25 protein-coding genes and 1 pseudogene are annotated in these 26,483 nt (G+C 51.6%); 3 read left to right on the top strand and 23 right to left on the bottom strand.

The window, feature by feature from the left end:
* Positions 1–6: 6 nt before the first annotated feature.
* The 3 genes from DSZ37_RS05110 to DSZ37_RS05100 are packed head-to-tail and all read left to right on the top strand — an operon-like array spanning position 7 to position 2,073.
* Positions 7–576 (top strand): ANTAR domain-containing response regulator, encoded by a 570-nt coding sequence (locus DSZ37_RS05110; RefSeq protein ID WP_109725870.1) that lies wholly within the window; start codon positions 7–9, stop codon positions 574–576.
* Between the two features lies 1 nt (position 577).
* Positions 578–955 (top strand): hypothetical protein, encoded by a 378-nt coding sequence (locus tag DSZ37_RS05105; protein WP_146198163.1) that lies wholly within the window; start codon positions 578–580, stop codon positions 953–955.
* Positions 956–978: 23 nt separating this feature from the next.
* On the top strand, positions 979–2,073 hold the full coding sequence (locus DSZ37_RS05100) for a hypothetical protein (protein ID WP_146198162.1): 1,095 nt from the start codon (positions 979–981) through the stop codon (positions 2,071–2,073).
* A 95-nt stretch (positions 2,074–2,168) separates the two neighbouring features.
* On the opposite strand, the gene DSZ37_RS05095 is transcribed toward DSZ37_RS05100, so the two are convergent.
* The 23 genes and pseudogenes from DSZ37_RS05095 to DSZ37_RS04985 all read right to left on the bottom strand — a co-directional run bounded on the left by DSZ37_RS05095 (position 2,169) and on the right by DSZ37_RS04985 (position 26,403).
* A complete protein-coding gene (locus tag DSZ37_RS05095) occupies positions 2,169–2,657 on the bottom strand; it encodes a CD1247 N-terminal domain-containing protein (protein WP_109725867.1) in 489 nt (162 codons plus the stop codon).
* A 43-nt stretch (positions 2,658–2,700) separates the two neighbouring features.
* On the bottom strand, positions 2,701–3,258 hold the full coding sequence (gene efp, locus DSZ37_RS05090) for an elongation factor P (protein ID WP_028521381.1): 558 nt from the start codon (positions 3,256–3,258) through the stop codon (positions 2,701–2,703).
* An 86-nt stretch (positions 3,259–3,344) separates the two neighbouring features.
* Entirely contained in the window at positions 3,345–4,409 is a 1,065-nt protein-coding gene (locus DSZ37_RS05085) for an aminopeptidase P family protein (RefSeq protein WP_109725866.1), read from the bottom strand.
* Positions 4,410–4,419: 10 nt separating this feature from the next.
* Entirely contained in the window at positions 4,420–4,851 is a 432-nt protein-coding gene (gene aroQ / locus DSZ37_RS05080; RefSeq protein ID WP_109725865.1) for a type II 3-dehydroquinate dehydratase, read from the bottom strand.
* Positions 4,852–4,853: 2 nt separating this feature from the next.
* Positions 4,854–5,381: a YqeG family HAD IIIA-type phosphatase gene (locus DSZ37_RS05075; protein WP_109725864.1), complete on the bottom strand. Its 528-nt coding sequence runs from the start codon at positions 5,379–5,381 to the stop codon at positions 4,854–4,856.
* 79 nt (positions 5,382–5,460) lie between these two features.
* A complete protein-coding gene (rpsU, locus tag DSZ37_RS05070) occupies positions 5,461–5,634 on the bottom strand; it encodes a 30S ribosomal protein S21 (RefSeq protein WP_009984057.1) in 174 nt (57 codons plus the stop codon).
* Positions 5,635–5,828: 194 nt separating this feature from the next.
* Positions 5,829–8,234 carry a leucine--tRNA ligase gene (gene leuS / locus DSZ37_RS05065; protein ID WP_109725863.1) on the bottom strand — a complete coding sequence of 802 codons (2,406 nt, stop codon included), beginning with the start codon at positions 8,232–8,234 and terminating at the stop codon, positions 5,829–5,831.
* A 21-nt stretch (positions 8,235–8,255) separates the two neighbouring features.
* Positions 8,256–8,603, bottom strand: coding sequence for a hypothetical protein (locus tag DSZ37_RS05060; RefSeq protein WP_109725862.1), 348 nt, complete (start codon positions 8,601–8,603; stop codon positions 8,256–8,258).
* Positions 8,600–8,968 carry a ribosome silencing factor gene (gene rsfS, locus DSZ37_RS05055; protein ID WP_109725861.1) on the bottom strand — a complete coding sequence of 123 codons (369 nt, stop codon included), beginning with the start codon at positions 8,966–8,968 and terminating at the stop codon, positions 8,600–8,602. The genes DSZ37_RS05060 and rsfS overlap by 4 nt, the downstream gene beginning before the upstream one ends.
* A 19-nt stretch (positions 8,969–8,987) precedes the next feature.
* Positions 8,988–10,496 carry an LCP family protein gene (locus DSZ37_RS05050; protein WP_109725860.1) on the bottom strand — a complete coding sequence of 503 codons (1,509 nt, stop codon included), beginning with the start codon at positions 10,494–10,496 and terminating at the stop codon, positions 8,988–8,990.
* A 36-nt stretch (positions 10,497–10,532) separates the two neighbouring features.
* The gene (locus tag DSZ37_RS05045; RefSeq protein WP_109725859.1) at positions 10,533–11,714 is read right to left on the bottom strand and encodes a nicotinate-nucleotide adenylyltransferase; all 1,182 of its coding nucleotides are present in this window, start codon (positions 11,712–11,714) and stop codon (positions 10,533–10,535) included.
* Between the two features lie 13 nt (positions 11,715–11,727).
* Positions 11,728–12,423: a flavodoxin family protein gene (locus DSZ37_RS05040; RefSeq protein ID WP_109725858.1), complete on the bottom strand. Its 696-nt coding sequence runs from the start codon at positions 12,421–12,423 to the stop codon at positions 11,728–11,730.
* A 3-nt stretch (positions 12,424–12,426) separates the two neighbouring features.
* Entirely contained in the window at positions 12,427–12,729 is a 303-nt protein-coding gene (locus tag DSZ37_RS05035; protein ID WP_019678103.1) for a YhbY family RNA-binding protein, read from the bottom strand.
* A gap of 1 nt (position 12,730) precedes the next feature.
* Positions 12,731–13,315: an RdgB/HAM1 family non-canonical purine NTP pyrophosphatase gene (gene rdgB, locus DSZ37_RS05030; RefSeq protein ID WP_109725857.1), complete on the bottom strand. Its 585-nt coding sequence runs from the start codon at positions 13,313–13,315 to the stop codon at positions 12,731–12,733.
* Positions 13,316–13,748: 433 nt separating this feature from the next.
* A pseudogene (ftsY, locus tag DSZ37_RS05025) lies at positions 13,749–14,648 on the bottom strand (signal recognition particle-docking protein FtsY); the annotation flags it as partial.
* 61 nt (positions 14,649–14,709) lie between these two features.
* Positions 14,710–18,282 carry a chromosome segregation protein SMC gene (gene smc / locus DSZ37_RS05020; RefSeq protein ID WP_109725855.1) on the bottom strand — a complete coding sequence of 1,191 codons (3,573 nt, stop codon included), beginning with the start codon at positions 18,280–18,282 and terminating at the stop codon, positions 14,710–14,712.
* A 4-nt stretch (positions 18,283–18,286) separates the two neighbouring features.
* Complete coding sequence (locus DSZ37_RS05015) at positions 18,287–19,288, bottom strand: elongator complex protein 3 (RefSeq protein ID WP_109725854.1); 1,002 nt, start codon at positions 19,286–19,288, stop codon at positions 18,287–18,289.
* Positions 19,275–19,964 (bottom strand): ribonuclease III, encoded by a 690-nt coding sequence (rnc, locus tag DSZ37_RS05010; RefSeq protein ID WP_109725853.1) that lies wholly within the window; start codon positions 19,962–19,964, stop codon positions 19,275–19,277. Before rnc ends, DSZ37_RS05015 begins: the two co-directional genes overlap by 14 nt.
* A gap of 4 nt (positions 19,965–19,968) precedes the next feature.
* Complete coding sequence (plsX, locus tag DSZ37_RS05005; RefSeq protein WP_109725852.1) at positions 19,969–20,976, bottom strand: phosphate acyltransferase PlsX; 1,008 nt, start codon at positions 20,974–20,976, stop codon at positions 19,969–19,971.
* Entirely contained in the window at positions 20,966–22,282 is a 1,317-nt protein-coding gene (gene trmFO / locus DSZ37_RS05000; protein ID WP_109725851.1) for a methylenetetrahydrofolate--tRNA-(uracil(54)-C(5))-methyltransferase (FADH(2)-oxidizing) TrmFO, read from the bottom strand. The genes plsX and trmFO overlap by 11 nt, the downstream gene beginning before the upstream one ends.
* Positions 22,279–24,360 carry a type I DNA topoisomerase gene (gene topA / locus DSZ37_RS04995; RefSeq protein WP_109725850.1) on the bottom strand — a complete coding sequence of 694 codons (2,082 nt, stop codon included), beginning with the start codon at positions 24,358–24,360 and terminating at the stop codon, positions 22,279–22,281. Before topA ends, trmFO begins: the two co-directional genes overlap by 4 nt.
* A 12-nt stretch (positions 24,361–24,372) precedes the next feature.
* On the bottom strand, positions 24,373–25,593 hold the full coding sequence (dprA, locus tag DSZ37_RS04990) for a DNA-processing protein DprA (RefSeq protein WP_109725849.1): 1,221 nt from the start codon (positions 25,591–25,593) through the stop codon (positions 24,373–24,375).
* Between the two features lie 21 nt (positions 25,594–25,614).
* Positions 25,615–26,403: a TrmH family RNA methyltransferase gene (locus DSZ37_RS04985; RefSeq protein WP_242978570.1), complete on the bottom strand. Its 789-nt coding sequence runs from the start codon at positions 26,401–26,403 to the stop codon at positions 25,615–25,617.
* Between the last annotated feature and the right edge of the window lie 80 nt (positions 26,404–26,483).

Raw genomic sequence — 26,483 nt, 5'->3', positions numbered from 1 at the left:
GAATAAATGGAAAGAGCACTTATTGTTTCCGCCAATAATGAGGTCTCGGAGCTTGCAGAGCAGCTCCTCAGAATAGAGGGCTGCGGCAGGATAGCTTCGGCTGTCAGCGGAAGTGAAGCCAGAAGGCTCGTCAAAAATGATACTGAGCCCGAACTTGTTATCATAAATACTCCCCTGTCCGATGAGTTCGGTCAGGAGCTTGCGGAAATGATCGCCGATAACACTTCAGCAGGTATCATACTTATCTGCGGCAGCGATGTTTCCGACGAGATCGCTGACAGAGTCTCAGACAGCGGTATAAACGTCCTCGCAAGACCTGTCACAAGAGAGCTTCTCCAGCGCACCATAAGGCTGGTCATCGCCGCAAGAGTCCGCATGGCAGGCGTAAAAAAGGAAAGCTCCGATATTCTCAGCCGAATAGAGGAAATGCGTACCATAAACCGCGCTAAAACTACGCTGATGAAGTACCTGAAGTTCACCGAGCCTCAGGCTCATAAATATATCGAAAAGCAGGCTATGAACAACCGCCAGACTCGTCTTGAAGTTGCGGTCCGCATACTTGCTCAGTATGAATGATATGAGCGAAAAATTCATTGCCGTCATTACCGACAGACAAAAGGACAGCGAGTCTGAGCTTTCGGTGTTTACCTGTGAGTACGAAAAAGACGGCACAAAGCAGACTGCTACATACAAAGACGGTACCCACATGATAGTCGATGTGGGCAGTACCATCGAAATAACCGTCGAAAACGGTCAGATCATCGACACAAATGTTGATAAGATCGTCGCCTCAAACAGTATATTTATGCTGGTATGCCTGTTTATTTTCCTGACAGTAATCGTGCTGCTCTTTGTGTGGTTCGTCAAGACAAGATTCATAGCCGTCCGTATCGGTATAGGCGTTTTTGCGGCGGCATTTTACATTTTTACTCATATTCCGTCAAAACAAAAGTAAACAGCTTACAATAAGCAATTATTATGAAGAAAATAATTTTATCAGTCGTCATGGCTGCCATCGTGCTTACAGGCTGTGACAGCAAAGAGCAAAAAAAGCTGAACAAGCAGTATATCAGCACAGCCAAGTCCAATGCCGTTAAATATATTGAGGACAAGTACGGCTTTACTCCTGAGGTCAGAAGTGCAGAACAGGAAAGAAAATATGGCTGGATAAACTCTACTCCCCTGTCTACGGTATACGTCCGTATGAACCACGATGGCCGTGACTTCGGTGTGTATATAGACGGTGCAACAGATAATACTGACGGAAGTGACAATTACCAGAGCAAGGACATTGCGGACTACTTCTGTACTGCCATCGCCGATATAACTGGCAAGCCTGTGCAGCTTACGCTGAAAGGCGGAATGGTTCAGACAAGCTTTGATCCCATAGAAAATGAATGTATCAATATGTATTCGGAGAGCTTCGATACTTCTGCTCCCGAGGAGTTTTTCAGCAGGAGCCGCTGCTCAGTCCTTGCAGAATATGTGAATACGGATATTTCTTCAATTAAGAAAAAGGACCTGCCCGAATACCTGTTCAGCGAAGATAATAATAACGAGATCGTTCTGGTCTCTTATCGGGATAAGGATCACGTTGGACTGTACGACCAGAGCTCCATGCTCCCCTTTCATGCGGAGTGCAGGACGATCATCAGCAACAACGGAACTGTCCATGAGGATTACTCCCTCGGACAGGTGGGAGATATGTCCTATTTTATCAGGAACGAGAACAGCAGTGCTGTTACCGTCAGGGAGGTCGTCCCCGATAACGGCTCTGAATGGAACGATGAATTCTTTACCGCAGAGACAGCTTCAAAAGCCTACTCCTTCAAATGCGGCCATGACTGCGAAGTGAATATCTTCTTTCCTAAGTCTGCTATTGACCCCATCGCGCCAAATACCCACGGTATCCATCGGGAACTCGGTATCTGCCGCGGTTCGGGCAGCAGCCGCTCCTTTGATACATATGATCTCATGGATTTAAATGATGAGTATGAGGTCGGAAGCTTCGACCTTAAAGCAGGTCAGGAAGCCTATATTGTCTTCCTTCATCTGAAAAATGTAAAGAAATAAAAATGCCCCGTGGTTGACCATGGGGCTTTTCCGTTACAAATAAAGGCTGCGGATAATCGCTATCCGCAGCCTGTTTTACGATCCTTTGCGATCTCTTACTTCTCGGGCTCTTCGTCCTTGTCCTCAAAGTCCTCGATAGTAAGATCATCATAATCGAACTCAAGGAGCTCATCGCAGTTAGGACAGTTTATTGATCCCTCTTCGATCATGCCCTCGTCAAGGAGAATCGTGTCTCCGCAGGTGGGGCAGGTGATCTCATAAAGCTCATCGTCCTCGTCATCGAAGTCAAAATCGTCATCATCGTCCCAGTCGTCATCTTCGTCGCAGGTGTCACAGTCACCGTCGCACTCGTCACAGTCAAGGTCCTCATAGAAATCATCCTCAACTGCACCAAGGTCCTCGTCAAGGATGTCGCAGAGCTCTGTGAGCTCGTCTACCTGTGACTGGAGGTCCTCAACATAGAGCACCAGCTCGGACATTACCTCTGACATCTGGATGAGAGCCTTGCCCTCCTTTGTAGATGCGTCGATCTCAAGACCGTCGATAAGTCCCTGTAAATATGACATTTTCTCGGTAAGCTTCATAACAAGCTCCTCCTCTCAAAATAGTATCTCGTTAAACGGGAGCTTATGCTCTTGACATATACTCGCCTGTTCTTGTGTCAACCTGAATGATCTCGCCTTCGTCGATGAAGAGCGGAACCTTGATCTCTGCGCCTGTCTCAAGTGTTGCAGGCTTTGTTGCGTTTGTAGCTGTATCGCCCTTGAAGCCGGGGTCTGTCTGTGTGACCTTCAGCTCAACAAAGTTGGGGGGCTCTACGCCGAATACGTTGCCCTTGTATGAGAGTATCTTACAGATCATCTCTTCCTTAACGAACTTGAAGTTGTCGCCAAGGATAGATGCGCTGATCGGTACCTGCTCATAGGTCTCGAGATCCATGAAGTAGTAAAGATCGCCGTCGTTGTAGCTGTACTGCATATCCTTTCTCTCAACGAAAGCTGTAGGGAACTTAGCTGTGGGGTTGAAAGAAGTTTCTACAACTGAACCTGTGATTACGTTCTTGTATTTAGTTCTTACAAAAGCAGCTCCCTTACCGGGCTTAACGTGCTGGAATTCAACGACCTGAACAACCTGTCCGTCAAGCTCAAAGGTAACGCCGTTTCTGAAATCTCCTGCTGAAATCATTATAAATACCTCCGTATTTTTCAAATTAATATGATACTTTATTTTATCACATTTCAGGAATTTTTGCAATACCTAAAGCGATATTCTTATAAAGTTATGAGATTTTTTGCACTTTTTGTCAAGTTTTCGCAGCCGTTTTCGGTCAAAATGACAAAATCCTCTATACGGACTCCGAATTTTCCTGCGATGTATATACCGGGCTCCACCGTCACTACTGCGCCCTCGTTAAGGGGGAGCTTGTAATTCGGTGAGGCGTTGGGCTTTTCGTGTATCTCCATGCCTACGCCGTGTCCCAGCGAATGTCCGAAGCAGCTGCCGTAGCCTGCCTTTTCGATGATGTCTCTGGACACCTTGTCAAGGTCGCTGCCCAGTATGCCAGCCTTGGCAGCCTCTATGCCCGCAAGCTGTGCGCTGAGCACTATGTCGTATACCTTCCGCATCTCCTCGGTGGGCTCCCCTACACAGACAGTTCTGGTCATGTCACTGTGGTAGCCGTTATATACTGCGCCGAAGTCCATGAGAACAAAATCGCCGCTCTCTACCTTTTTGTCGGAGGGGACTCCGTGGGGCATTGAGGTATTGGCACCCGAAAGGACTATTGTCTCAAAGGAAAGGTCCTCTGCTCCGTAGGCAAACATCAGGCGGTTCAGCTCAAGTGCTATCTCGCGCTCGGTGACGCCCACCTTTATAAAGCCCATAAGCTCCTCCAGAGCCCTCTCAGCTATCTCCTGAGCCTTCCTTATGCAGGCTATCTCCTCGCTGTCCTTGGCGGCTCTCAGCGCGGCTATGGCGTTGCTGAGAGAGTCATTGCAGACAAAGGTCAGGTCTGTGAAGAAATGCTCGTAGGCGTTGAGTTCCTTGACTGTCATGGTCTCAGACTCAATTGCAACGGACTCTGCGCCGTGCTTCTTCAGCAGCTCCATGAGCTGAGGGTAAAGCTTTTTCAGCTCGATGACCTCGGCGTCCTTTACTGTGGCTCTTGCCTTTTCTATGTAGCGGAAATCTATGAGCAGGTACGCTTTCTCGGGGAATGCAAGTATCACTCCTGCGGAGGACTTCATGCCTGTGAAGTATCGCCTGTTTATGTCAGAGGTTATGAGTACGCAGTCTGCGCCCTCAAATATTTCAAAAAGTCTGTCAAATCTGGTCATGCAGCACCTCTTAAAGCTCCGAAAAAGCCTGCACTGCAAGATAATAGCTGCCGAAGCCAAATCCGCTTATGCTGCCCTTGCATACGGGTGCGATGACAGAATTCGAGCGGAAACCGTCCCTTGCGAATACATTGCTGATGTGTACCTCGATAACAGGTATCTTTATGGCTGCGATAGCGTCGCGGATAGCATAGCTGTAGTGTGTATAGGCACCTGCATTGAGGATGACACCGTCAAAGGTGTTCCTTGCGGCGTGGAGCTTGTCTATAATGGCTCCCTCATGATTGGACTGGAATATCTCGCACTCCAGACCCTGTTCCTTTGCACGGTCGATTATATTGCTGTTGAGGGCGTCGATGGTCAGGTTTCCGTAGACTCCCGGCTCGCGCTCTCCCAGCAGATTGAGATTGGGACCGTGTATAACAAGTATCTTCTTTACCATATTTACTCCTTTGCAAGTTCAACAAATTTCTTCGGCAGGAAGGGCTTTTCCAGTACCCTCTTGAACCTTATGAACCTCTTGCTCTTTGGTTCAAGCTCCATTGGCTCAACGTAGAGCATGGTCACGCCCGATATGTTGGCTCCCCATACGTCTGTGAAGAGCTGGTCCCCCACTGCGGCGGTCTCCGAGGCTTTCAGCCCCATCTTCTTCATAGCCGCCTTGTAGCCCTTTCTCAGGGGCTTTCCGCTGTCGCTGACGAAATCAAGTCCCAGCGGGTCGGCAAAGGGTCTCACACGCTCGGGGTGGTTGTTTGAGACTATTATCAGCTTTATCCCCTCGGCTCTCATGCTGTCAAGCCACTCCCTTATCCCCTCGGCAGGGACGGGATTGTCATGGGTGGTAAGGGTATTGTCCACATCAAGGATAAGCCCCTTTATACCGTGCTTCTTCAGAAAGGCGGGACTGATATCCACCGTTCTTCTGAAGGCAAAATCCACGTCGGTCCCTGTAATTTTATGTATAAGGCCCAAGTTATTTGTCAACTCCGTTCATACAAATGAAAAAGCGAGCCTAAGCCCGCTTTTATCAACATTAATCATTATCGCAAGATCAATACTTACGCTTACGAGCTGCCTCAGACTTCTTCTTACGCTTTACCGAAGGCTTCTCGTAGTGCTCTCTCTTACGAACCTCAGCAATTACGCCGTCCTTTGCACATGATCTCTTAAATCTCTTAAGAGCTGTGTCTAAAGACTCGTTTTTGCCAACACGAACTTCTGCCACTAAATTTCCCTCCCTTGTTCAGAGGTTGCTCGGAGCTCGGCTCCGTAGCTCTATACTAATCACCCTTGCGGGTGTCAGTCAGCATATACCCCAATAAATAGCAGATATACTATAATTAGTCATAAAGAATATACTATAAGTTTACCATATTTTCGGACGATTGTCAAGCTTTTTTTTCGCCCGAAAAAAATTCGTTATTTTGCAACAATATTAACAAGTTTATTTGGTACATATATCTGTTTCAGGATATTCTTACCGTCTGTTGCTTCCTTTACCTTCTCGTCTGCAAGTGCCAGAGCGATAACGGAATCCTTATCGGCGTCAACTGCGATATTCAGCTTTGCTTTCAGCTTTCCGTTTACCTGCACAACTATCTCGATGGTGTCGTCCTTGCAGAGTGCCTCGTCATAGCTTACCCAGCCCTGCTCGCTGAGAACTGTGCCGAATACGCTGTTGTATATCTCCTCGGAGATGTGAGGCGCAAAGGGATAGAGCAGTGTGCAGAATGTACCCAGCTCTGCCTTGTTTATGGAGCCTGCGTTGTATATATCGTTTATGAGGGTCATGAGGGCTGCGATAGCTGTGTTGAACTTCATAGCCTCAATGTCCTCTGTTACCTTCTTGATGGTCTTGTGGAAGTTGGAGCGAAGTCCCTCTGTGTACTCGGTGCCGTCTGTGAGCATATCCTGAAGCGACCATACTCTGTCAACAAATCTCTTGCAGCCCTTGATGCTGGATTCGCTCCACGGTGCTGCCTTCTCGTAGTCGCCCATGAAGAGTACATACAGTCTCAGTACGTCTGCGCCGTACTCTGCAACTACATCGTTGGGGTCGATAACATTGCCCCTTGACTTGGACATCTTCTCGCCGTCGGGTCCGAGGATAAGTCCCTGTGCGGTACGCTTTGCATAAGGCTCTGCGGTGGGTACCAGTCCCAGATCGTAGAGGAACTTATGCCAGAAACGGCTGTATATCATATGTCTTGTAACGTGCTCCATGCCGCCGTTGTACCAGTCAACGGGCATCCAGTACTTCAGTGCCTCCTGTGATGCGAACTCGTTGTCGTTCTTGGGGTCGCAGTAACGGAGGAAGTACCATGATGAACCTGCCCACTGAGGCATCGTATCGGTCTCGCGGCGTGCGTCCCTGCCGCACTTGGGGCATTTGCACTTTACGAAGCTGTCTATCTTTGCAAGAGGGCTCTCACCGTCTGTACCGGGCTCGAAGTTCTCCACCTCGGGCAGTCTCAGAGGAAGCTCCTCATATGGAACGGCTACCATTCCGCAGGTGTCACAGTGTACTATCGGGATGGGCTCGCCCCAGTATCTCTGGCGGTTGAATGCCCAGTCCTTCATCTTGTACTGTACGCCCTTTTCGCCGCAGCCAAGCTTTTCAAGTATCTCAAGAGCCTTGTTTATGGCGTCCTTCTTGTTGGTGAGTCCGTTGAGCTCGCCTGAGTTCACAAGCTCGCCCTCGCCTGTGTAGGCTTCCTTGGTGATGTCACCGCCCTTGATGACCTCGATGATATCTATGCCGAACTTCTTTGCGAAGTCATAGTCTCTTGTATCATGTGCGGGAACTGCCATGATAGCACCTGTGCCGTAGCCCATCATTACATAGTCGGATATGTAGATAGGTATCTCCTTGCCTGTGATGGGGTTGATGGCTGTCAGTCCCTCGATCTTCACGCCTGTCTTGTCCTTGACAAGCTGTGTTCTCTCGAACTCGCTCTTCTTTGCACACTCTGCCTTGTAATCGTCCAGTGCTGCGATGTTTGCGATGCTGTCGCGGTACTTCTGGATAATGGGGTGCTCGGGGGCGATTACCATGAAGGTAACTCCGTAGAGTGTATCGGGACGGGTGGTGTAGATGCGGAGCTTCTCGTCCTGCTCCTTTATCTTGAAATCAACGAATGCGCCTGTGGACTTGCCTATCCAGTTCTGCTGCTGGAGCTTTACGTTGGGCAGGTAGTCTACGGTCTCAAGTCCCTCAAGGAGCTTGTCGGCGTACTCTGTGATGCGGAGGTACCATACCTCCTTGGTCTTCTGAATGATATCGCTGTGGCATACGTCACACTTGCCGCCCTGTGAGTCCTCGTTGGAAAGAACTACCTTACAGCTGGGGCAGTAGTTTACTGAAGTCTTGTCACGGAATACAAGACCCTTCTCGAACATCTTCAGGAATATCCACTGTGTCCACTTGTAGTAGCTCTCATCTGTTGTGTCAACTACTCTGGACCAGTCAAAGGAAAAGCCTACTGTACGGAGCTGATTTGTGAACTTCTCGATGTTTCTGTCGGTAACTATTCTGGGGTGGATGTTCTCCTTGATAGCTGTATTCTCCGTGGGGAGACCGTAGGCGTCAAAGCCTATGGGGAAAAGTACGTTGTAGCCCTCAAGACGGCGCTTGCGGCTTACTACCTCAAGTCCCGAATATGCCTTGATGTGGCCGACGTGCATTCCGTGTCCCGAAGGATAGGGGAACTCTACCAGCGCATAGAACTTCTTCTTGCTGTGGTCGTCGGACGCCTTGAAGGTATCATGCTCGTCCCAGTATTTCTGCCATTTGGCTTCAACAGATGAGAAATCATATCTGCTCATTGTAATATCATTCCTTTATTATTAATTATTATTCCATGGTTTTATGTAATGCTCCCCTACGTCCTTGTGGAAGCATAAAAGCGCGGCACAGCATATGTCAGCGGCTCCCTCAAGGAGATATATCCAGTTGGAGCCTATATCGGCTATATTCTGTGGGAAGTATATTATTGCTATGAGGGCAAGAAGTCCTGCCAGTGCATAGTTCACATACCTGCGCCACAGAAAAAAGGCTGCCGCTTCAAGTATGGCGATGACCAGAGTTGTCACGGAGATATGTCCGCTGAGTGCCATGTTCAGAAGGCACTTCGCAACTACATACACCGCCATTACAACGATGAGTGTACCGCCTGTTTTGTTTTTGAACGTCAACCTTCATTCTCCTTTACAAGAAGGCTGCTTATGTCTACCTGCTCGCCGTCTGCCCAGAGTCCCTCAAGCTTGTAGAAGTTTCTGGTGTCCTTGTAGAATACATGGACGATTATATCGGCATAGTCAAGGATTATCCATGTGTTGCCTGTATCTGCCTCACGGCGCTGGGGCTCGATGCCCTTCTGTGAAAGTACGAACTCCACCTCGTCCGCAAGTGTTCTCGCGTGGGTGTTGCTGGTACCGTTTACTATTACGAAATAGTCCGCAAGTATAGTGAGGTCGGCTATCTTTATAGCCTGAATGTCCTCGCCTCTCTTGCTGTCAAGTGTCTTTACTATAAGCTCGAGCTTTTCCTGCTCTGTCATCTGCTTCACCTTTCTTTCATTAGTTGTAATCCGAAGCTCTCGGCGGTTCAGTTGCCTTTTCAAGGTCCTTGAAGGTTATTCCCGTATCGTCATAGAGCTCGTACTGATATTCGTATTCGCTTACAAATTCCATTATATTGCTCTCGGAGAGCAGCATGGGGCGCTGGTAGGGACGGAATGACTCGTTGAGCATATCCACTGTCGCCCTCTTGTGGATGGAGTAGATGCTGTACTCGTTTCCGTCGGAGCCGATGTATACCGCATCCTCTCCCGGTACCATGTTGACTGACACGTTGTCCATGGATAGTATGGAGCCGAAGTCGGCAAGCTTGCTGAGATCCTCCACGCTCATATTTGTGGCTATCCACTTGTTCTTGTATATGGTGTTGAGGTAGCTGTAAAGCTTCATCCTGCCCTCGTCCTTGACGATGCTGAGTATCTTCTGCATTGCAGCTGCCATGAAGCGGCGCTGGTTCTGTACTCGTCCGATATCGCCCTGAAGCCAGTCATGACGGAAACGCACGAACCACTCTGCCTGCTCGCCTGTGAGAACTACGTTCTCGCCTGCGGGGATCACCTTGTCTGCCTCGTATACTATCTCGTTGTCGATGTTCATTGGTATTCCGCCCACAAGGTCAACGATGTCAACTATATCAAAGCAGGTGGTAGTGATATATGCGTCTATGGGTATGCCGAAGTTGTCCTGAACGCAGTTTACCACACGCTGTATCTTGCTGGATTCCTGATCCCATGCGTAATAGTACACGCTGTTGATCTTGGTGGTGGGATTGCTGGTATAATTCGGTACCGCGCAGTCTCTGGGCACCTGAAGGATGTGGAGCTTTCCGCCTGCGATGTCGAACTGGCATATCCAGATAACGTCTGTAAGCTCCTGATCCTCGTCAAATCCGAGGAAGAGCACGGTGTACTGTCCCTCGATGAGCTGGGGAAGATCAAGTCCGTCGGTGAAGTCCTCCGTTACGATGTCGGGATCGACGCTGAAATCGATCTGGGGCTTCTCAAGCTCGCCCTCAAGGTCAACAGTGGGCTGCCAGCGCTTGAAATATGTGATTATGGACACTCGCTCATCTGGCTGTCCGCTCTTTTTGTACCATAGTATGGGCATATTCAGGAAGAGCGTGATGATCGCTGCTATACTGAGCAGCACTGCTGTCAGCTTTATAAGGGCGTCCTTTTTGCTCTTCTTTTTCTTCTTTTTGCCCGAACTCTTTTCGGGCTCGTCATAATCATAGTCGTAGTCATCGTCGTATACTGCCGACTCGACTACGTCATCTGCCCTGCCCTTTTCGTGCATCCCGTGATAGACCTGCTGCGGAGCTCTCTCCTGCGGCCTCTCCTCGCCCTCAATGGCGATGTCTATCTGCGGTGCCTCATGGAGCCCGTGGTATACAGGCTCGGCAGGCTTTGGACTGTTATCTATCCTTTTAAGCTTCCTCAGCGGTTTCATCTGCCTCGGAGCGTTGTCTGCTGTGGTTTTTAACTCCTCGTTAAGTTCTTCTCGGTTCATTAGAGTCCTCTTTTCAAATTTCCATCATTTTTTATCTTAAACGGAAAGCCGTGTGTAAAAATTATACCCCTCGGCGGTGCAGATCGGTATGACTCCGCCTTTTTTTATCACGGACTTCATTGAAAATGCAAATGCCTCGCGCATTGCTGCATTGAGATCAGTGTAGGCAAGCTTACGCATCTTGTCTACATCCTTGTAATCCCTTTCCGCAGAAATGAGATCGCCCATATAGACTATCTCTTCAAGTCGGGACATTCCTGCTCTGCCCACTGTATGAAATCTTATGGAGTTTAGGATGTCTATATCCTCCACTCCGAACTCTTTTTTTACGAAATATGCGCCTGCGATGCCATGCCACAGTGAACGGGTGTCAAGCTCCTCGCGGCACACGGTGTAGCCGCTCTCAAGAACGAGAGCCTTCTGCTCATCGTCGGGCAGCTCCTTGCAGATATCGTGGAGAAGTCCTGCAAAATACGCCTTGTCAGGGTCTTCACCGTACTTTTCCGCAAGCTTCCTGCACTCTGCTGCCACATTCAAGGAATGGTTATAGCGCTTTGATGACAGGTGTGCTTTCAGGTATTTCTTCTTATCGTCAGGGTTATACTGCAAATCGCCTTCACCTCTTACCGAATATAATCCCTTCAATCTTATATATTGTACTACATTTTCGTCAAGATAGCAAGTGAAATCCTTATTTTTTGCAATTTTTTTTCGCACCTCTGTACTGGATATGACTGTGGGAGCTGCGTCTGATACCAACACCCTGCCGAATTTTCCGAGCTCCTCAGCTTTTTTCTTCAGAGCAGGCAGATCTCCATTTTCACGGGAAACTACGCACAGGGTCACGTTTGAGAGTATGTCCTCATAGCGGAACCATGTGTCAAAGCTCATGAGCATATCGCTGCCCACAAGGAGGAAAAGCTCGTCATCGGGATAGGTCTCGCGGAAATGCTCCACGGTATATATAGTATAGCTCACACGGTCGCTTTTTATTTCGTAGTCGCTGACGAAAAGATGGTCGTTGCCCTCGCAGGCAAGCCTCAGCATCTCAAGTCTGTCCTCGTCAGGTGCGTACTCAGCACTGGAGCGGTGGGGTGATATCTTTGAAGGCAGGAGAAACAGCCTGTCAAGTCCGAACCCTTTAACGGCAGTTTCCGCAAGATGAATATGTCCGTTGTGGACGGGATTGAAGCTTCCGCCATATATGCCTGTCTTCATTATGCACCTCCTGTTATTTCCACGGACGTTTGCTCTCTGTCCAGCCCTTTGCCTTCCAGTAGTCCATGTCTGCCTTGTTCCAGCCGTTGCGCTGCATAAGGCTCATTATCTTGAAAAATCCTCTTGTTTTCAGCGGTACGGGTACATTTCCCTGCCGCTTCAGTATCCTTTTGGCGATACTGTCCGCCTTTTTGCTGATGCTTTCCTTTACCTCGGGCTTTACGCTTTCCCAGTCCGTCGCCGCAACAGGTCTGCCCAGCTTGTAGATCTGAGGTATGCCCCAGAAGAAGCAGCTGTCTGCCATATCCTTCATGGCGGACTTAACACCTGCTCCTGCTGCTGTGGATACCACCACCGCCTGCTTGCGGAACATCTTCTCCTCGGGACGGTGTGCCATCCAGCGCCAGCCGTAATGGTCCAGCAGCGCCTTCATCTGTCCCGTGCAGTGATAAACGTACACGGGGGATGTGAGTATCAGTACATCGGCGGCATCTATAAGCTCCGTTATAGGTCTGAGCTTTCCGTAGTGGGGACAGGTGGCCTCGCCCTTGGTGAAGCAATTTGTGCAGCCGCAGCAGAACTCGTCGAAATCCCGCGGCAGGAACACCTCGTCTATTTCCTCTGGCTTTGCCAGCTTTTCGGCTGTCATGCGTCCGATACTGTAGCTGGAGCCCTTATGAGCGGTGCCGCTTATTATCAATACCCTCATGACTTACTTAGCCTTGGGAATGTTCTCGATAACGGGGTCCTTCTCGTTGCGCTTGAAAAGCACGAACTTATTGCCGATGACCTGCACTACGTCTGCGCCTGTCTGCTCGGCGATGGCGTCAGCGGCTTCCCTTGCTGTCCAGCCCGAATTGTCAAGGACTCTCAGCTTTATGAGCTCGCGCTTTTTCAGTGCGGCTGATATGTCATTGCACATCGCCTCGGTAACGCCGCCCTTGCCTATCTGGTATATGGTCTCATATGTGGATGCGATACCGCGCAGGTACGCTCTCTGCTTGCTTGTAAGCATATTATTCACCGTATCTTTCTTTCAGGTACTTGTACAGCTCCCTGAGAGCCGCACCTCTGTGACTTATTGCGTTCTTTTCCTCTGCGGTCAGCTCCGCCATCGTCCTGTCTCCTACCATGAACACCGGGTCGTAGCCGAAGCCGTTGGTGCCGCGCTGCTCATAGCCTATACTGCCGCTGCACCTGCCGCTTACACCGTAATTCTCACCGTTTTCATCAATAAATGCGATGGAGCACACGAAAGCTGCTCCCCTTTTGTCTGTGGGGACGTCCTTCATTTCATCAAGGAGCTTTGCACAGTGCTGTCCCTCGGGAGCGTATCTTGCAGAGTATACTCCCGGTCTGCCGTCCATGGCGTCTACGCAGAGACCGCTGTCGTCGGCTACTGTGGGGAGCTTTACCGCTTCATAGACCGCTCTTGCCTTGATAAGGGCATTTTCCGCAAATGTGGCGCCGTTTTCCTCGGGGGCGCAGTTTGCTCCTGCCTCGCGCTGTGACAGCACCTCTATGCCCAGAGGTGAGAGTATCTCCCTCGCCTCACGGAGCTTGTTTGCGTTGTTTGTAGCCATTACCAGCTGCTTAATCATCGTCCTTACCTCCGAACAGTCTGCTGAAGAAGCCGCGCTTTTTCTTCTTCTCGGGCTCGGGTGCGGGAGCTTCTTCCTCCTCGTCCTCGGCTTCTTCCTCTGTATCCTCGGTCAGGTCATCAGCTTCGTCAGACTCGTCTTCATCGTCAGACTCGTCGTCTTCATCATCAGCTTCATCCTCTGTCTCGGACTCAAACTCAGTCTCGTCTTCGTCCTCATCAGGCTCCTCATAGGCTTCCTCGGTGTCATCCTCGTCCTCATCATCGGACTCCTCGTCATCATAGGGAATGAATGCGCCGTACTCGTTGTAGTAGCCCTGAACGCCGTCCACCTCAACGATATCGGTGTCCTCATCGTCCTCGGTGTACTCCTCGGCTGCCTCCTCTGTATCCTCGTCCTCATCGTCAAGAGCTTCAAGCTGCTCGGGTGAGGCAAAGAGGGCGTCAACAAACATATTGCTGTCAAAGGGCTGGAGGTCGTCTATCTTCTCGCCTACGCCTATGAGCTTTACGGGTATGCCAAGCTCATTCTTTATGGAGATAACGATACCGCCCTTGGCTGTACCGTCAAGCTTTGTGAGAACTATTCCCGTGATGGGCGCGGTCTCGCTGAACAGCTTCGCCTGATTTACGGCGTTCTGTCCTGTGGTGGCGTCAAGCACAAGAAGTATCTCTCTTGAGCAGTCACCTGCCTTGTTGTCGATGATACGGTTTATCTTCTTCAGCTCCTCCATAAGGTTCTTCTTATTGTGAAGCCTTCCTGCCGTATCTATTACCACTACGTCGCACTCTCTTGCCTTTGCGGCTTCAAGGGCGTCATATACTACGGCTCCCGGGTCGGAGCCCTCGGCGTGCTTTACTATGTCAACGCCTGCACGCTGTGTCCACACCTCAAGCTGGTCGATAGCTGCCGCACGGAATGTGTCCGCTGCCGCTACGAGGACCTTCTTGCCCTCCTGTTTGAACTGGTGGCAGAGCTTGCCTATGGTTGTGGTCTTGCCTGCGCCGTTTACGCCGATGACCATTATTACAGCGGGGGATACGGAAAGGTCCAGACCTGTGTCGTTGCCCATTATCTCCGCGATAACTTCATGGATAAGTCCCATTATCTCCTTGGGGTCGGTGATGCCGCGCTCCTTTATCTTCTTGCGGAGCCTGTCGCATATCTCCTCGGAGGTCTCAACTCCGATATCGCTCATTATCATCTGCTCCTCGAGCTGGTCGAAAAGCTCCTCGTCGATAACGGTAAAAGAGTTGAGTACTCTCTGGATACCGCCGAAAAGGAAATCCTTGGTCTTTCTCAGACCGCTGGCAATTTTAGAAAAAAGTCCCATTATATCCTCCAAACATGGTCTATTAATCATATCGCAGCGACATTGTCATCTGTGACAAAAATTATTGAATATCTGCTACGTCCTCCTGAAAATCCACCTGCTCCATCTTCAGAAGCTTGGATATTCCGTCCTCCTGCATGGTGACGCCGTAGAGCACATTTGCCTCCTCCATGGCGCTTCGTCTGTGTGTTACCAGTACGAACTGGGTGGTGTCAGTGAATTTTTTGAGGTACTGTGCGTACTTCCTTACGTTTACCTCGTCAAGAGCCGCGTCGATCTCGTCAAGTATACAGAAGGGCGCGGGTCTCAGCTTCAGTATGGCAAAATAAATTGCTATGGCTACGAAGGACTGCTCGCCTCCCGACAGTGATATCAGGTTCTTGATGACCTTTCCGGGAGGGGCTACGCTTATCTCGATGCCCGACTCCAGCACGTTCTCGGGGTCGCTGAGTATGAGCTCCGCCTTTCCGCCGCCGAACAGCTCCACGAAGATGCTCTTGAAGTTTGAGTTGATTATGGCAAAGCTCTCTGAGAATATCCTGCACATCTCTGCGGTCAGGTCCGTGATTATCTTCTCCAGCTCTGCCTTGGACTTCTGGACGTCCGCTATCTGCTCGGACATGAAGCGGTATCTCTCCGATACCTCCTTGTATTCCTCGATAGCGTCCACGTTTACGCTTCCCAGTGCGCGTATCTTGTTCTTGATGGTGGTCAGCTCCGCCTGTGCAGCCATCATGTCGTCTATCTTCTCGGCTATCTGTACAGCCTCTGAGCGTGTCAGCTCGTAGACCTCCATGAGCTGCCTGATGATGTTGTCGGTGTCGCGGCAGACTGTCTCTCTGCGCTCCTCAAGTCGGGTTATCTCTGCGGAGAGCTTCTCCTTGGAGTCGTTTATCGCCTTGAGTCCGTTCTGCATCTCGTTGACCAGTCGGTTCTGCTCGGTGTGGGTAGTGTGACAGCGCTGTATCTCCTCGTTATAGGAGGCGGTGTTGTCCTTGAAGTCCGCAAGCTTCTGCTTCAGCTCCGCTATCTCGGTCTCCTTCTGAGCTATTATCTCCCTCTGACGGAAGATCTCCTCCTCGAACTGGTGGGCACCGTATTTCAGCTCCTCCTCGCGCCTGTCTATGCGTGAGATCTCAAGCTCCTGCGCCTGTAAGTCCTTGGCAAGCTCCATGCCCTTTATTTTCAGCTCCGAAAGCCTGTCGGACAGCTCCTCACGCTGAACTCTCAGCTTTTCGCGGATATCCTGTCCCTGTGCCAGCTTCTCCTCGGCTGACTTTATCTCCGCTTCCGTGTCGGCAAGTGCCTTCTCGGAGTCGGCGATGCTCTGCTTTGCAGCCTCTATACGCTGCTCCGTCTCTGCGGTTACTCTGTCGGAGTCGGCAGACTGTGTGCGGAGCTGCTCTGCCAATGAGATGACGCTGGTGAGCTCAGCGCCTATGCGGACTCTCTCAGACTCGCACTGTGCCTGCTCCTCCTTGGCTGCCTCGGTATCGTAGCGGAGCTTCTCCGACTCTGCACGGAGCTTCTCTGCCTTCTCACGAAGGGTGTCCCTCTCGGCAGCAAGCTTCTCTATCTCGGCGTCAAGTGTGTCTATCTCGTTCTTTCGGGTGATGATACCTCCCGAGCGCTGTGCAGAGCCTCCCGTGAAGGAACCTCCCGCATTGATGACCTGTCCGTCGAGGGTGACTATCCTGAACTTATAGCCGTATTTCTTGGCGATAAGGGTGGCGGTGTCGATGTCCTCGGCTATGACTATACGTCCCAGCAGCGACGCTATTATGCCGCTGAACTTTGGGTCATAGGTAACTATCTTGTTGGCATTCGCCACAAATCCCTCGCAGTTTTCCAGTCCCTGCTCCCTGAGCTCGTAGCCCTTTACAGAAGTGATGGGCAGGAATGTGGCGCGTCCGCCCTTCTGCTCCTTCAGGAAGCGGATACAGCGCTTTGCGATGTCCTCGTTTTCAACGATGATATTCTGCATTGCGCCGCCAAGTGCAGTCTCTATGGCTACGGCGTACTGCGGCTCAACGCCTATATTCTGAGCGACTGTGCCGAATACTCCGCCTATGCGTCCCTGCTTGGAAGCCTTCAGCACCTGCTTTACGCTGCCTGCGAAGCCTTCCATGTTGTTCTCAAGGTCGGTGAGTATCTTCCTTCGCTGCTGCTTGTCCTTCAGGTCGTACAGCGCGCGCTCAAAGTCGTTTTTCGCCTGCTCAAAGCCGTCGCGGCGTGACTTGTACAGCCTTTCCAGTCCGCTGAGCTTGTTGCGGAGCTCCTCTGCCCTTGCGGCGTTCTTCTCGCTCCGGGCAGTAAGGTCTGCTCTGTGTCCCTCGTACTCCTCGATGCGCTTAACAAGAGTACCGCTGCTCTCGCGGAGCTCGGCAAGCCTTGCGGTCTGCTCCTCTATCATGGACTTTGAGGACTCGATGTTGAAGCGGTGCTCGCTCTGTCTGATGTACAAGCCGTTTATCTCGCTGCCTGCCTTGTCAACGGAGTCGCCCAGCTTCGTGCTCTCGCTCTCAGTCTTCTCGAAGCTCTCCTCGGCTGCCTTTATCTCGGCTTCCAGAGCCTTCTTCTGCTCCTCCAGCTTTTCAAGTCCCTCAAGAGCTGCCTTGCGCTCCTGCTCGAGAGCCTTCTTCGCCTCCTCGGAGCTGTCGATGTTCTTCTGGGCTGCCTCAACTGCCTCGTTGCAGTGCTTTATATCGTTCTCGAGAACGGCGATTCCCGACTTCATCCCGGAAGCGGTCTGCTCCTCCTCCAGCATCTTGCGGCGAAGCTCATCGGCGCGCATGGTGCTCTCCTGCATCTTCCTGATGCCATCGGCTATTTTCTGCTCCTCGCGCTGTATGTCGTTCTCAATGTTCTCGTATTCGTTCTTGCTGACAAGTATCTTGCTCTCAAGCTCGTCAAGCTTTATCTTCATCTCGTCAAGTCGGCTGACCCAGACGGATATCTCCAGACGCTTGCGCTCCTCCGCCAGCTTGATGAACTTCTCCGCCTTCTGGGACTGTATCCTCAGAGGCTCCACTCTGCCCTCCAGCTCGGTGAGTATGTCTGTGAGCCTGAGCAGGTTCTCCTGTGCGGCGGTGAGCTTTCGCTCCGCTTCAAGCTTCTTGTAGCGGAACTTGGATATTCCTGCCGCCTCCTCGAAGATGTCGCGGCGCTCGGAGCTCTTGGCTCCTACTATCTCGGCAATACGTCCCTGTCCGATTATTGAGTAGCCGTCGCGTCCCAGACCTGTGTCCATGAACAGCTCGTTGATGTCCTTCAGTCGGCAGGGCTTGCCGTTTATGAGGTACTCGCTCTCGCCGCTCCTGTACAGCTTACGTGTTATGCCGACCTCGTCCCCCATGTCGGGAAGGGTCTTGTCGGAGTTGTCTATATTCAGCGTTACCTGCGCAAAGCCCATGGGCTTCCTTGCCACGGTACCCGAGAAGATTACGTCCTCCATCTTGTTTCCTCTGAGGGTCTTGGTGGACTGCTCACCCAGTACCCAGCGCACAGAGTCGCCGATATTGCTCTTGCCGCTTCCGTTCGGTCCCACGACTGCGGTAAGTCCCTTGTCAAAGGTAAGGCTTATCTTGTCGGGAAATGACTTGAATCCCTGTATTTCCAGTGATTTAAGATACACCCGCTCACCTCCTCAGCTTACATTCATATATAGGGACGGTCTCACTGCCGACTATGGTCAAGTCCAGACCGCGCTCCCTGAAAAATTCTATATTCGCTCTTTTTTGTCCCACAGCCTTGCTGATGCATCTGCTGCTGACCTCTGCCGTGACACTTCCGCGGCAGTCCGGCAGCTCCTTCTCTATTGCATGAAGGATACTGCTGCGGTAAATGGCTGCCTCACACAGCTCGCGGAATGCAGGGTGATAGTAGCCTGCCACCATGTCCTGCTCCACAAATTCGCTGGCATGAAGTCCGCATTTTATGATCCTTATATCCCTGTCAGTAAAAAGCTTCATTATGTCCGCACAGACCTCCACCATTTCATCAAAGGGTGCAGGAGCGTATTCGCCCGACAGATAAAGCTGTCCCAGACGGGTGCCCCTCAGCACTACCACAGGGTATATCCTGACGGTATCGGGGGCAAGGTCTGCTATTCTCCTTGCTGTGTCCATGTCATCCGCAAGGCTGCTCTTGTAGAGCCCTGTCATCATCTGTAAGCCCAGCTCAAAGCCGCGCTCCTTTATAAGTCGGCTGGCATTCACCACGTCCGAAGCGGTGTGTCCGCGCTCGTTGGCGTCAAGCACCTCGTCATTCATGGACTGGGCTCCCAGCTCTATGGAGGTGACTCCGAAGCCTTTCAGCAGCTCCAGCACCTCCGCGTTTATGCAGTCGGGACGGGTGGAGCAGCGTATGCCCCTGAATCTCCCCTCGCTTACATATTCATGCGCCGCCTCAAGGAGCTCCAGCATATAATCGCGGGGGATAGCCGTAAAGCTTCCGCCGAAAAATGCTATCTCGGTGTTCTCGGGCGAGCTTACCTCCCTCAGAGCCTGCTCGCAGACCTCCCTGACATCGCTGCCATGGGGAAGGCTCTGTGCGCCGCTTATGGTACGCTGGTCGCAGAAGCTGCACTTATGAGGACAGCCCACATGAGGCACGAAAACAGAGATGTTACTGTGCTTCATAGCCCATGAGCTCCAGCGCTTCCTTTGCAGCAAGCTGCTCGGCTTCCTTCTTGCTCTTTCCGCTTCCCTTGCCGATGACCTGATCGTTCAGGCACACCTCAACGACAAAGCGCTTGTTGTGGTCGGGACCCTCCTCGCCGATGAGAACGTATTCCACCTTCTCCTCGGGATTTTTCTGGACGACCTCCTGAAGCACTGTCTTGAAGTCGTTGAATACGGGCTTCTTTGCATGACGGATATCCTTGGGCATGAAGCGCAGGATATGCTTCGATACGGGCTCCATTCCGCCGTCAAGATATATGGCGGCGATGACTGCCTCAAAGGCGTCCGCAAGTATGGAAGGGCGCTCCCTTCCGCCAGTGTTCTCCTCGCCCTTGCCCAGCAGCAGGAACTTTCCAAGGTCTATCTGCTTGGCGAAAACGTGAAGTGACTTCTCGCATACCAGCGATGCTCTCATCTTTGTCAGCTCGCCCTCTGCTACGTTCAGATTCTTGTAGAGAAAGTCCGATACCACTATGGACAGCACGCTGTCACCAAGGAACTCCAGACGCTCATTGCTGCCGTTGGGGTGCTTTTTCTCGTTTGCGTATGACGAGTGCGAGAGCGCCTGCCTGAGCAGCTGTATATTATTGAACTTATATCCCAATATATCTTCAAATCTCGAAAGATCTTCCATATTATCACTCCTTGTCTGCGGCTGACATACGAGCTACATAGCTCTCCGTCACGCCTGCGACATTGCCCTCCACACACTTCTTTGCCTGTCTTACGGCGTTGAAGAATGCTGTTCCGTCAGAGCTTCCGTGAGCCTTTATGACGGGCTTTCTTACGCCGAGAAGGGCTGAGCCGCCTACCTCTTTATAGTCCATCTGTTTTCTGAATGCCTTTATCTTACCGAGGGAGAATATGGCTCCCAGCTTGCCTGCTCCCGAGAATATCCACTTTACCTTCTTGGCAAAGAAGCTTCCCATTCCCTCATAGAGCTTCAGGACGATATTTCCCGTAAATCCGTCGGTGACAACTACCTGCACCTCGCCCTTGGGCAGATCTCTTGCTTCGATATTTCCTGCGAAGTTGAGCCCCGACTTCTCCAGCAGCTTGTAAGCCTCTGTCTCAAGCTCTCTGCCCTTGGTCTCCTCGGAGCCTATGTTGAGCAGTCCCACCTTGGGAGACTTCACGCCCATGACCTTTTCCATGTAGGCGCTTCCCATAACGGCAAACTGCACCAGCATTTCGGGTCTGCACTCTGTATTTGCCCCTGCGTCGAGAAGTATGAAGCTTCCCTTATCACCGGGGAGTATGGGTGACGGCGCTATCCTTTTGATGCCTTTGATACGCTTGACGATGAAGGTGGCTCCCATGACAAGTGCTCCCGTGCTTCCTGCCGATACAAAGGCATCGCCCTTGCCCTCTGAAAGCAGGTTGAGTCCCAGAGCCATAGAGCTATTCTTGCCCGACTTGATTATTTCCTTCGGTTCCTCATGTATATCAAAAACATCATCCGTGTGGACTATCTCTATGCCGCTGAGGCTGAGACCGTTTTCCGCCGCACACTTCTTTATCTTTTCCTCGCTGCCTGTGAGTATGATGCTCACGCCAAGCTCGCGGACCGCTCTCTCGCAGCCCTTTATTACCTCCAGAGGAGCGTTATCTCCTCCGAAGGCGTCAACTATTATCTTAGAAGCCAATTCTCTCAAGCTCTCCTCTCAGCGATTTAACGGCACGTTCTGCATATGCACCGTAGCGCTCCTTCTTGTCTTTTATCCTTACGCCGATATCGGGAAGTATGCCCATATTCGCCCCCATTGGCTGAAAGCTGCCGCTGTTGAAGGGGTCGCTGATATAATGGGAAAGGGCTCCCGTCATGGTGTCAAGGGGAAGCTTTAAGGGCTCAAGTCCCTTTATCCTGCGGGATACCGCGATACCTGCTATGAGTCCGCTTGCAGCGCTTTCCATATAGCCCTCTACTCCCGTTATCTGCCCTGCAAAGGATATTTCGGGGCGGCTCCTCATGGAGAAGTCCGCGCTGAGCAGCTCGGGGCTGTTTATAAATGTGTTCCTGTGCATTACGCCGTAGCGCATGAACTCGGCGTTTTCAAGGCCCGTTATCATGGAGAACACACGCTTCTGCTCGCCGAATTTCAGATTGGTCTGAAATCCAACAAGGTTGAAAAGTGTTCCCTCGCGGTTCTCTTTTCGGAGCTGCACTACTGCATAGGGGCGCCTGCCCGTTCTCGGGTCGTCTATGCCCACGGGCTTCATGGGTCCGAAGCGCATGGTGTCCACACCTCTCGATGCCAGCTCCTCGATGGGCATACAGCCCTCGTATACGCTGAAGGGGTGGGTCTCGAAGTCCTTGAGCTGCACCTTTTCGGCTCCTGTAAGAGCTTCATAAAATGCGAGGTACTCCTCCTTGTTCATGGGACAATTGACGTAATCCGCGTCACCTCTGTCATATCGGGACGCATAGAAGGCTCTTTCCATATCTATGCTCTCCGCAGTCACAATAGGTGCAGCGGCGTCGTAAAAACTGAGTCCCTCGCCGCAGAGCTCCTTTATTATATCCGCCATGGCACCCTGTGTAAGGGGACCTGTGGCGATTATGGTCTCGCCCTCGGGAAGCTCCGTCACCTCTGTTTCCACCACTTCTATGAGGGGGTGGGACTTTATCTTTTCGGTAACTGCGTCGGAAAAGCGTTCTCTGTCAACTGCAAGTGCGCCGCCTGCCTCCACGGAATTTGCCTTGGCACATGGCACGGTCAGTGAGCCCAGCAGCTCCATCTCGTATTTGAGCAGTCCTGCTGCCGACTCCAGTCTCGCCGCCTTCAGGGAGTTTGAGCATACCAGCTCGGCAAATCCGCTGTACTTGTGGGCGGGAGAATATTTCTGCGGCTTCATCTCGTAAAGCCTTACATTTATACCTGCCTCGGCAACTGCCCATGCGGCTTCGCAGCCTGCAAGTCCCGCGCCTATGACATTGACGGTCACGCTCATTTCTTCAGCTCTCTTTCATAGCCGCAGCCCTCGTTCTCGCATACCAGCTTTCCCGATTTTCCGCCCTTCATAAACAGGCTCTTTCCGCACTGAGGACATATCTCCTTTGTGGGGACGTTCCATGTCATGAAGCTGCAGTCCGGGAAGCCCTCACAGCCGTAAAAGCTTCTGCCCTTCTTGGACTTTTTAAGCAGCATTTTCTTTCCGCAGCGCGGACAGTTTCCGTCCGCCTCCGTTACTATCTTCTTTGTGTTCTTGCACTCGGGGAAGCCCGGGCAGGCAAGGAATTTGCCGAACTTGCTGTACTTTATCACCATGTTCCTGCCGCACAGCTCGCATACTACGTCGGTCTCCTCGTCGGGTACCTTCACGCGCTTGCCGTCCATTGCCTCCTCTGCCTTTTTAAGGGTCTGTGAGAAGTCGTCGTAGAACTCGTGAAGCGTGCTTACCCAGTTCTTTTCGCCGTGCTCCACCTCATCGAGATTGTTCTCCATCTCGGCGGTGAATTTAGCGTCTACTATCTTCTTGAAGTGGTCCTTCATAAGCTCCGTGATGACCTCGCCCAGATTTGTGGGCTTCAATGCCTTGCCCTCATGCTCAACATAGCGGCGTGAGGTTATGGTGGTTATGGTCGGAGCGTAGGTACTCGGTCTGCCGATGCCGTTCTCCTCAAGCGCCTTGATGAGGGAAGCCTCGGTATATCGCGGAGGGGGCTGTGTGAAGTGCTGGTTGCCCGCAATGGACTTCAGCTTCAGCTTATCCTCTGCTTTCAGCTCGGGAAGCATCTTCTTGGAGCCGTCCTCGGAGTCGCTTGACTCAACGTAAAGTGCCATAAATCCGTCAAACTTAACGGAATAGCCAGATGCTCTGAATGTACAGCCGTTTGCCTCGATATCCGCAGATACTGTATCCAGCAGGGCATTTGCCATCTGGCTGGCGATAAAGCGCTCCCATATGAGCTTGTAAAGCTTGTACTGGTCGGAGCTGAGACTGGACTTTACTCTCTCGGGCGTAAGCTCGGGAGTTGAGGGACGTATTGCTTCATGGGCGTCCTGAGCGTTGCTCTTTGTCTTGAAGTTTCTGGGCTCGGGGGGCAGGTAGTCCTTGCCGTATACCGTTCCGATATAATCAGCGGCAGCCTTCTTCGCCTCGTCGGAAATTCGCAGGCTGTCCGTTCTCATGTATGTGATAAGACCTACTGCGCCTACTCCCTGTACGTCAACACCTTCGTAAAGCTCCTGCGCTGCCTTCATGGTGCGCTTTGCACTGAAGCTGAGCTTTCTGGATGCCTCCTGCTGGAGGGTGGAGGTGATGAAGGGCGGTGCGGGCTGTTTCTTGGTGACCCTTTTCTTTACCGACTTTACAACGTATTCCGCGTTCTCAAGCCTTGCAAGAAGTCCGTCTGCCTCTGCCTGATTTGGTATCTCAAGCTTTTCGCCGTCTACTGCTACAAGTGCGGCGTCGAACACCTTCCTCGATGAGGGTGCGGTGAACTTGGCGTCTATGGACCAGTACTCCTTGGGGACAAATGCCCTTATCTCGTTCTCGCGGTCAACTACAAGACGTACCGCAACGGACTGCACTCTGCCTGCGGAAAGTCCTCTCTTGACCTTTTTCCACAGGAAAGGACTAAGCTCATAGCCCACAAGTCGGTCAAGTATTCGCCTTGCCTGCTGGGCATTGACCAGATCCACATCTATCTTGTGCGGATTGCTCATTCCGTTCTTTACGCCTGTCTTGGTGATCTCGTTGAAAGCCACTCGGTTGTTCTCGTTCATATCCAGCTTGAGCATCTGGGCGATATGCCACGAAATTGCCTCTCCCTCACGATCGGGGTCGGTTGCGAGATACACTTTATCGCACTTCTTGGCGCGCTTTTTCAGCTCCCTGATAACGTCCTCCTTGCCCTTCATATCTGTGTACTGCAGCTTGAAGTCGTTATCCTTGTCCACGCCCATCTTTGACTTGGGAAGGTCGCGGACATGACCCATGGAGGCTATGACCTCATATCCGGGTCCGAGGTACTTCTGGATAGTTTTTGCCTTTGCAGGCGACTCTACTATGACTAAATCTGACATTGATTTATCCCCTTATCTGATAAGTTCAAACATTTTGCCGGGAAGTGAACGCACTGTCCCGAATATCTCAAGCTCCGTAAGCTCTGTCATAAGCTCGGAGGGATCAAGCACGAGTCTCTGAGCAAGCTCGTCTGCGTGGAGCGGTCCGTCTGACAGCTCCATTGCAATGCGTCTCTGAGTTTCCGACAGTTCGTCGGAAAGCTCAGGCTGCTCTGTACTCACGGCTGTTTCCTTTTTTACATCATCTATGCCGTTCATCGCCCTCATGAAACTGTTTATCTCATCGGCTGAGGGCTCACGGCGTTCACCGAACACTTCCGCTCCCCTTCTGACGGCAGAAGTCTCCGCTGACTGTTTCTTCTTTCCCGTTATGCAGTCCATAACATCGGAGGCGTCGTACATCGGCACTGCTCCGTCACGGAGAAGCTTCACATTGCCTGCAAACTCTCCGCTGAATATGTCCGCAGGAGGCAGACACAGCACCTCGCGCCCTTGTCCTGCCGCAAGATTGGCAGTTATGAGTGAGCCGCTCTTGGCTCCTGCCTGAAATACCACCGCAGCTGCTCCCAGCGCCGCAAGTATCCTGTTGCGCTTGGGGAAGTTGGGCGAATTAGGCGGTGTTCCCGGAGGAAATTCCGATATAAACACGCCGCCTGCTGCAAGTATGGTATCTTTGTACTGAAAATTCGGCTTGGGATAATCCACATCAACACCGCAGCCCATTACGCAGACTGTGGGTCTGCCTATGTCTGCCGCAGCCATATGTGATGCAAGGTCAATACCTACTGCAAAGCCGCTGATTATAACAGCTCCCCTTGCCGAAAGCTCGGAGCATATCTCCTTTGCCGCTTTAAGGCTGTACGGCGTAGCCTTTCTCGTACCCACGGAGGTCACTGTAAGCTCCGTTTTAAGGCAGGAGATATTTCCTTTATAATAGAGCAGCGACGGCGGATTGTAGATGTGCTTCAGCTGCTCGGGATAATCGGGGTCTGTAAATGCAACAGCTCCGATACCGCGCTTTGCACAGTTTGCAAGGAATATCTCCGCATTCCGCAGAGGTATGGCGTTGACGTTCTTCCGCTCGCTGTCATTCAGACTGACTATGCCGCTGTCGGAAGTCAGGGAGATGTACGCCTTTTCCGCCGTGCGGAAGAAGCTCATGACCTCCCAGATACGGTGATTGCCCGTTCCGAAGACCATATTCAGCCAGAGCCAGTATTTTGTTTCCTCCATAGTCAGCCCTCCTTTTCGGACTTATCGTTTCAGCTCCCACATGAGTATCCCCGCAGCCATTGCCGCGTTGAGGGAGTTGATGTTTCCGTGCATGGGTATTATGACCCGTCGTGTGCAGCGCTGTGCGATGTCCGACGGCAGTCCGTTGCCCTCGTTGCCGATGAACACTGCCTGTGTGCCGGTAAAATCACATTCCGTTACGGGTACCGCGTCCTTGTCGATGACTGCCGCAGATGTGACAGCGCCCTTTCCGTGAAGCTGCTCAAAAAGAGCGTCGGCATCGTTTTCAACGGCTATCGCCATCCTGAACACCGAACCCATTGTAGAGCGAATCACCTTGGGACTGTAAAGGTCGCAGCTGCCCGACATTATCACTCCGTCAATGCCCAGTGCGTCTGCGGTCCTTATCATCATGCCCACGTTGCCCGGGTCCTGAAGACCGAACAGCACAAGGTACTTACCATTCTCGCGGACTATGCTCGCCGCTGTCCGCTGAAGGGGTATCCTGCATATTGCAAATACTCCCTGTGTACTCTCCGTCGAGGCTATCCTGTTTCCAAGCTCATTTGAAATGACAATTGTCCTTGTATCTCTCAAATCAGCCTGTAAAAGCTCCTCGCCCCAGCGCTCTGCCGCCTTCTCGGTCAATATGAGCTGAGTTATGCCGCTGTCCTCTTTAAGAGCGTCCTCCACTATTCTGAGCCCCTCCAACACGAATAAGCCGTACTGAAGCCTCTCTTTTTTCGATGAGGAAAGCTTCTGATACAGCTTGATGGTGGGATTATCTTTAGAGGTTATAATATTATCCAATACTACACGCACCTCCGTTATAACTTGGTGAGACTTCATGCAGCAGGCGGAGTCTTCCCCCGCCTCCTACAAGAAAACAC

Source organism: Ruminococcus flavefaciens (assembly GCF_900116855.1).
In the GTDB taxonomy this organism is placed as follows: Bacteria; Bacillota; Clostridia; order Oscillospirales; family Ruminococcaceae; genus Ruminococcus; species Ruminococcus flavefaciens_R.
Note: the sequence above shows the minus strand (reverse complement) of the source record. Positions and strands in the feature narration are given on the sequence as shown.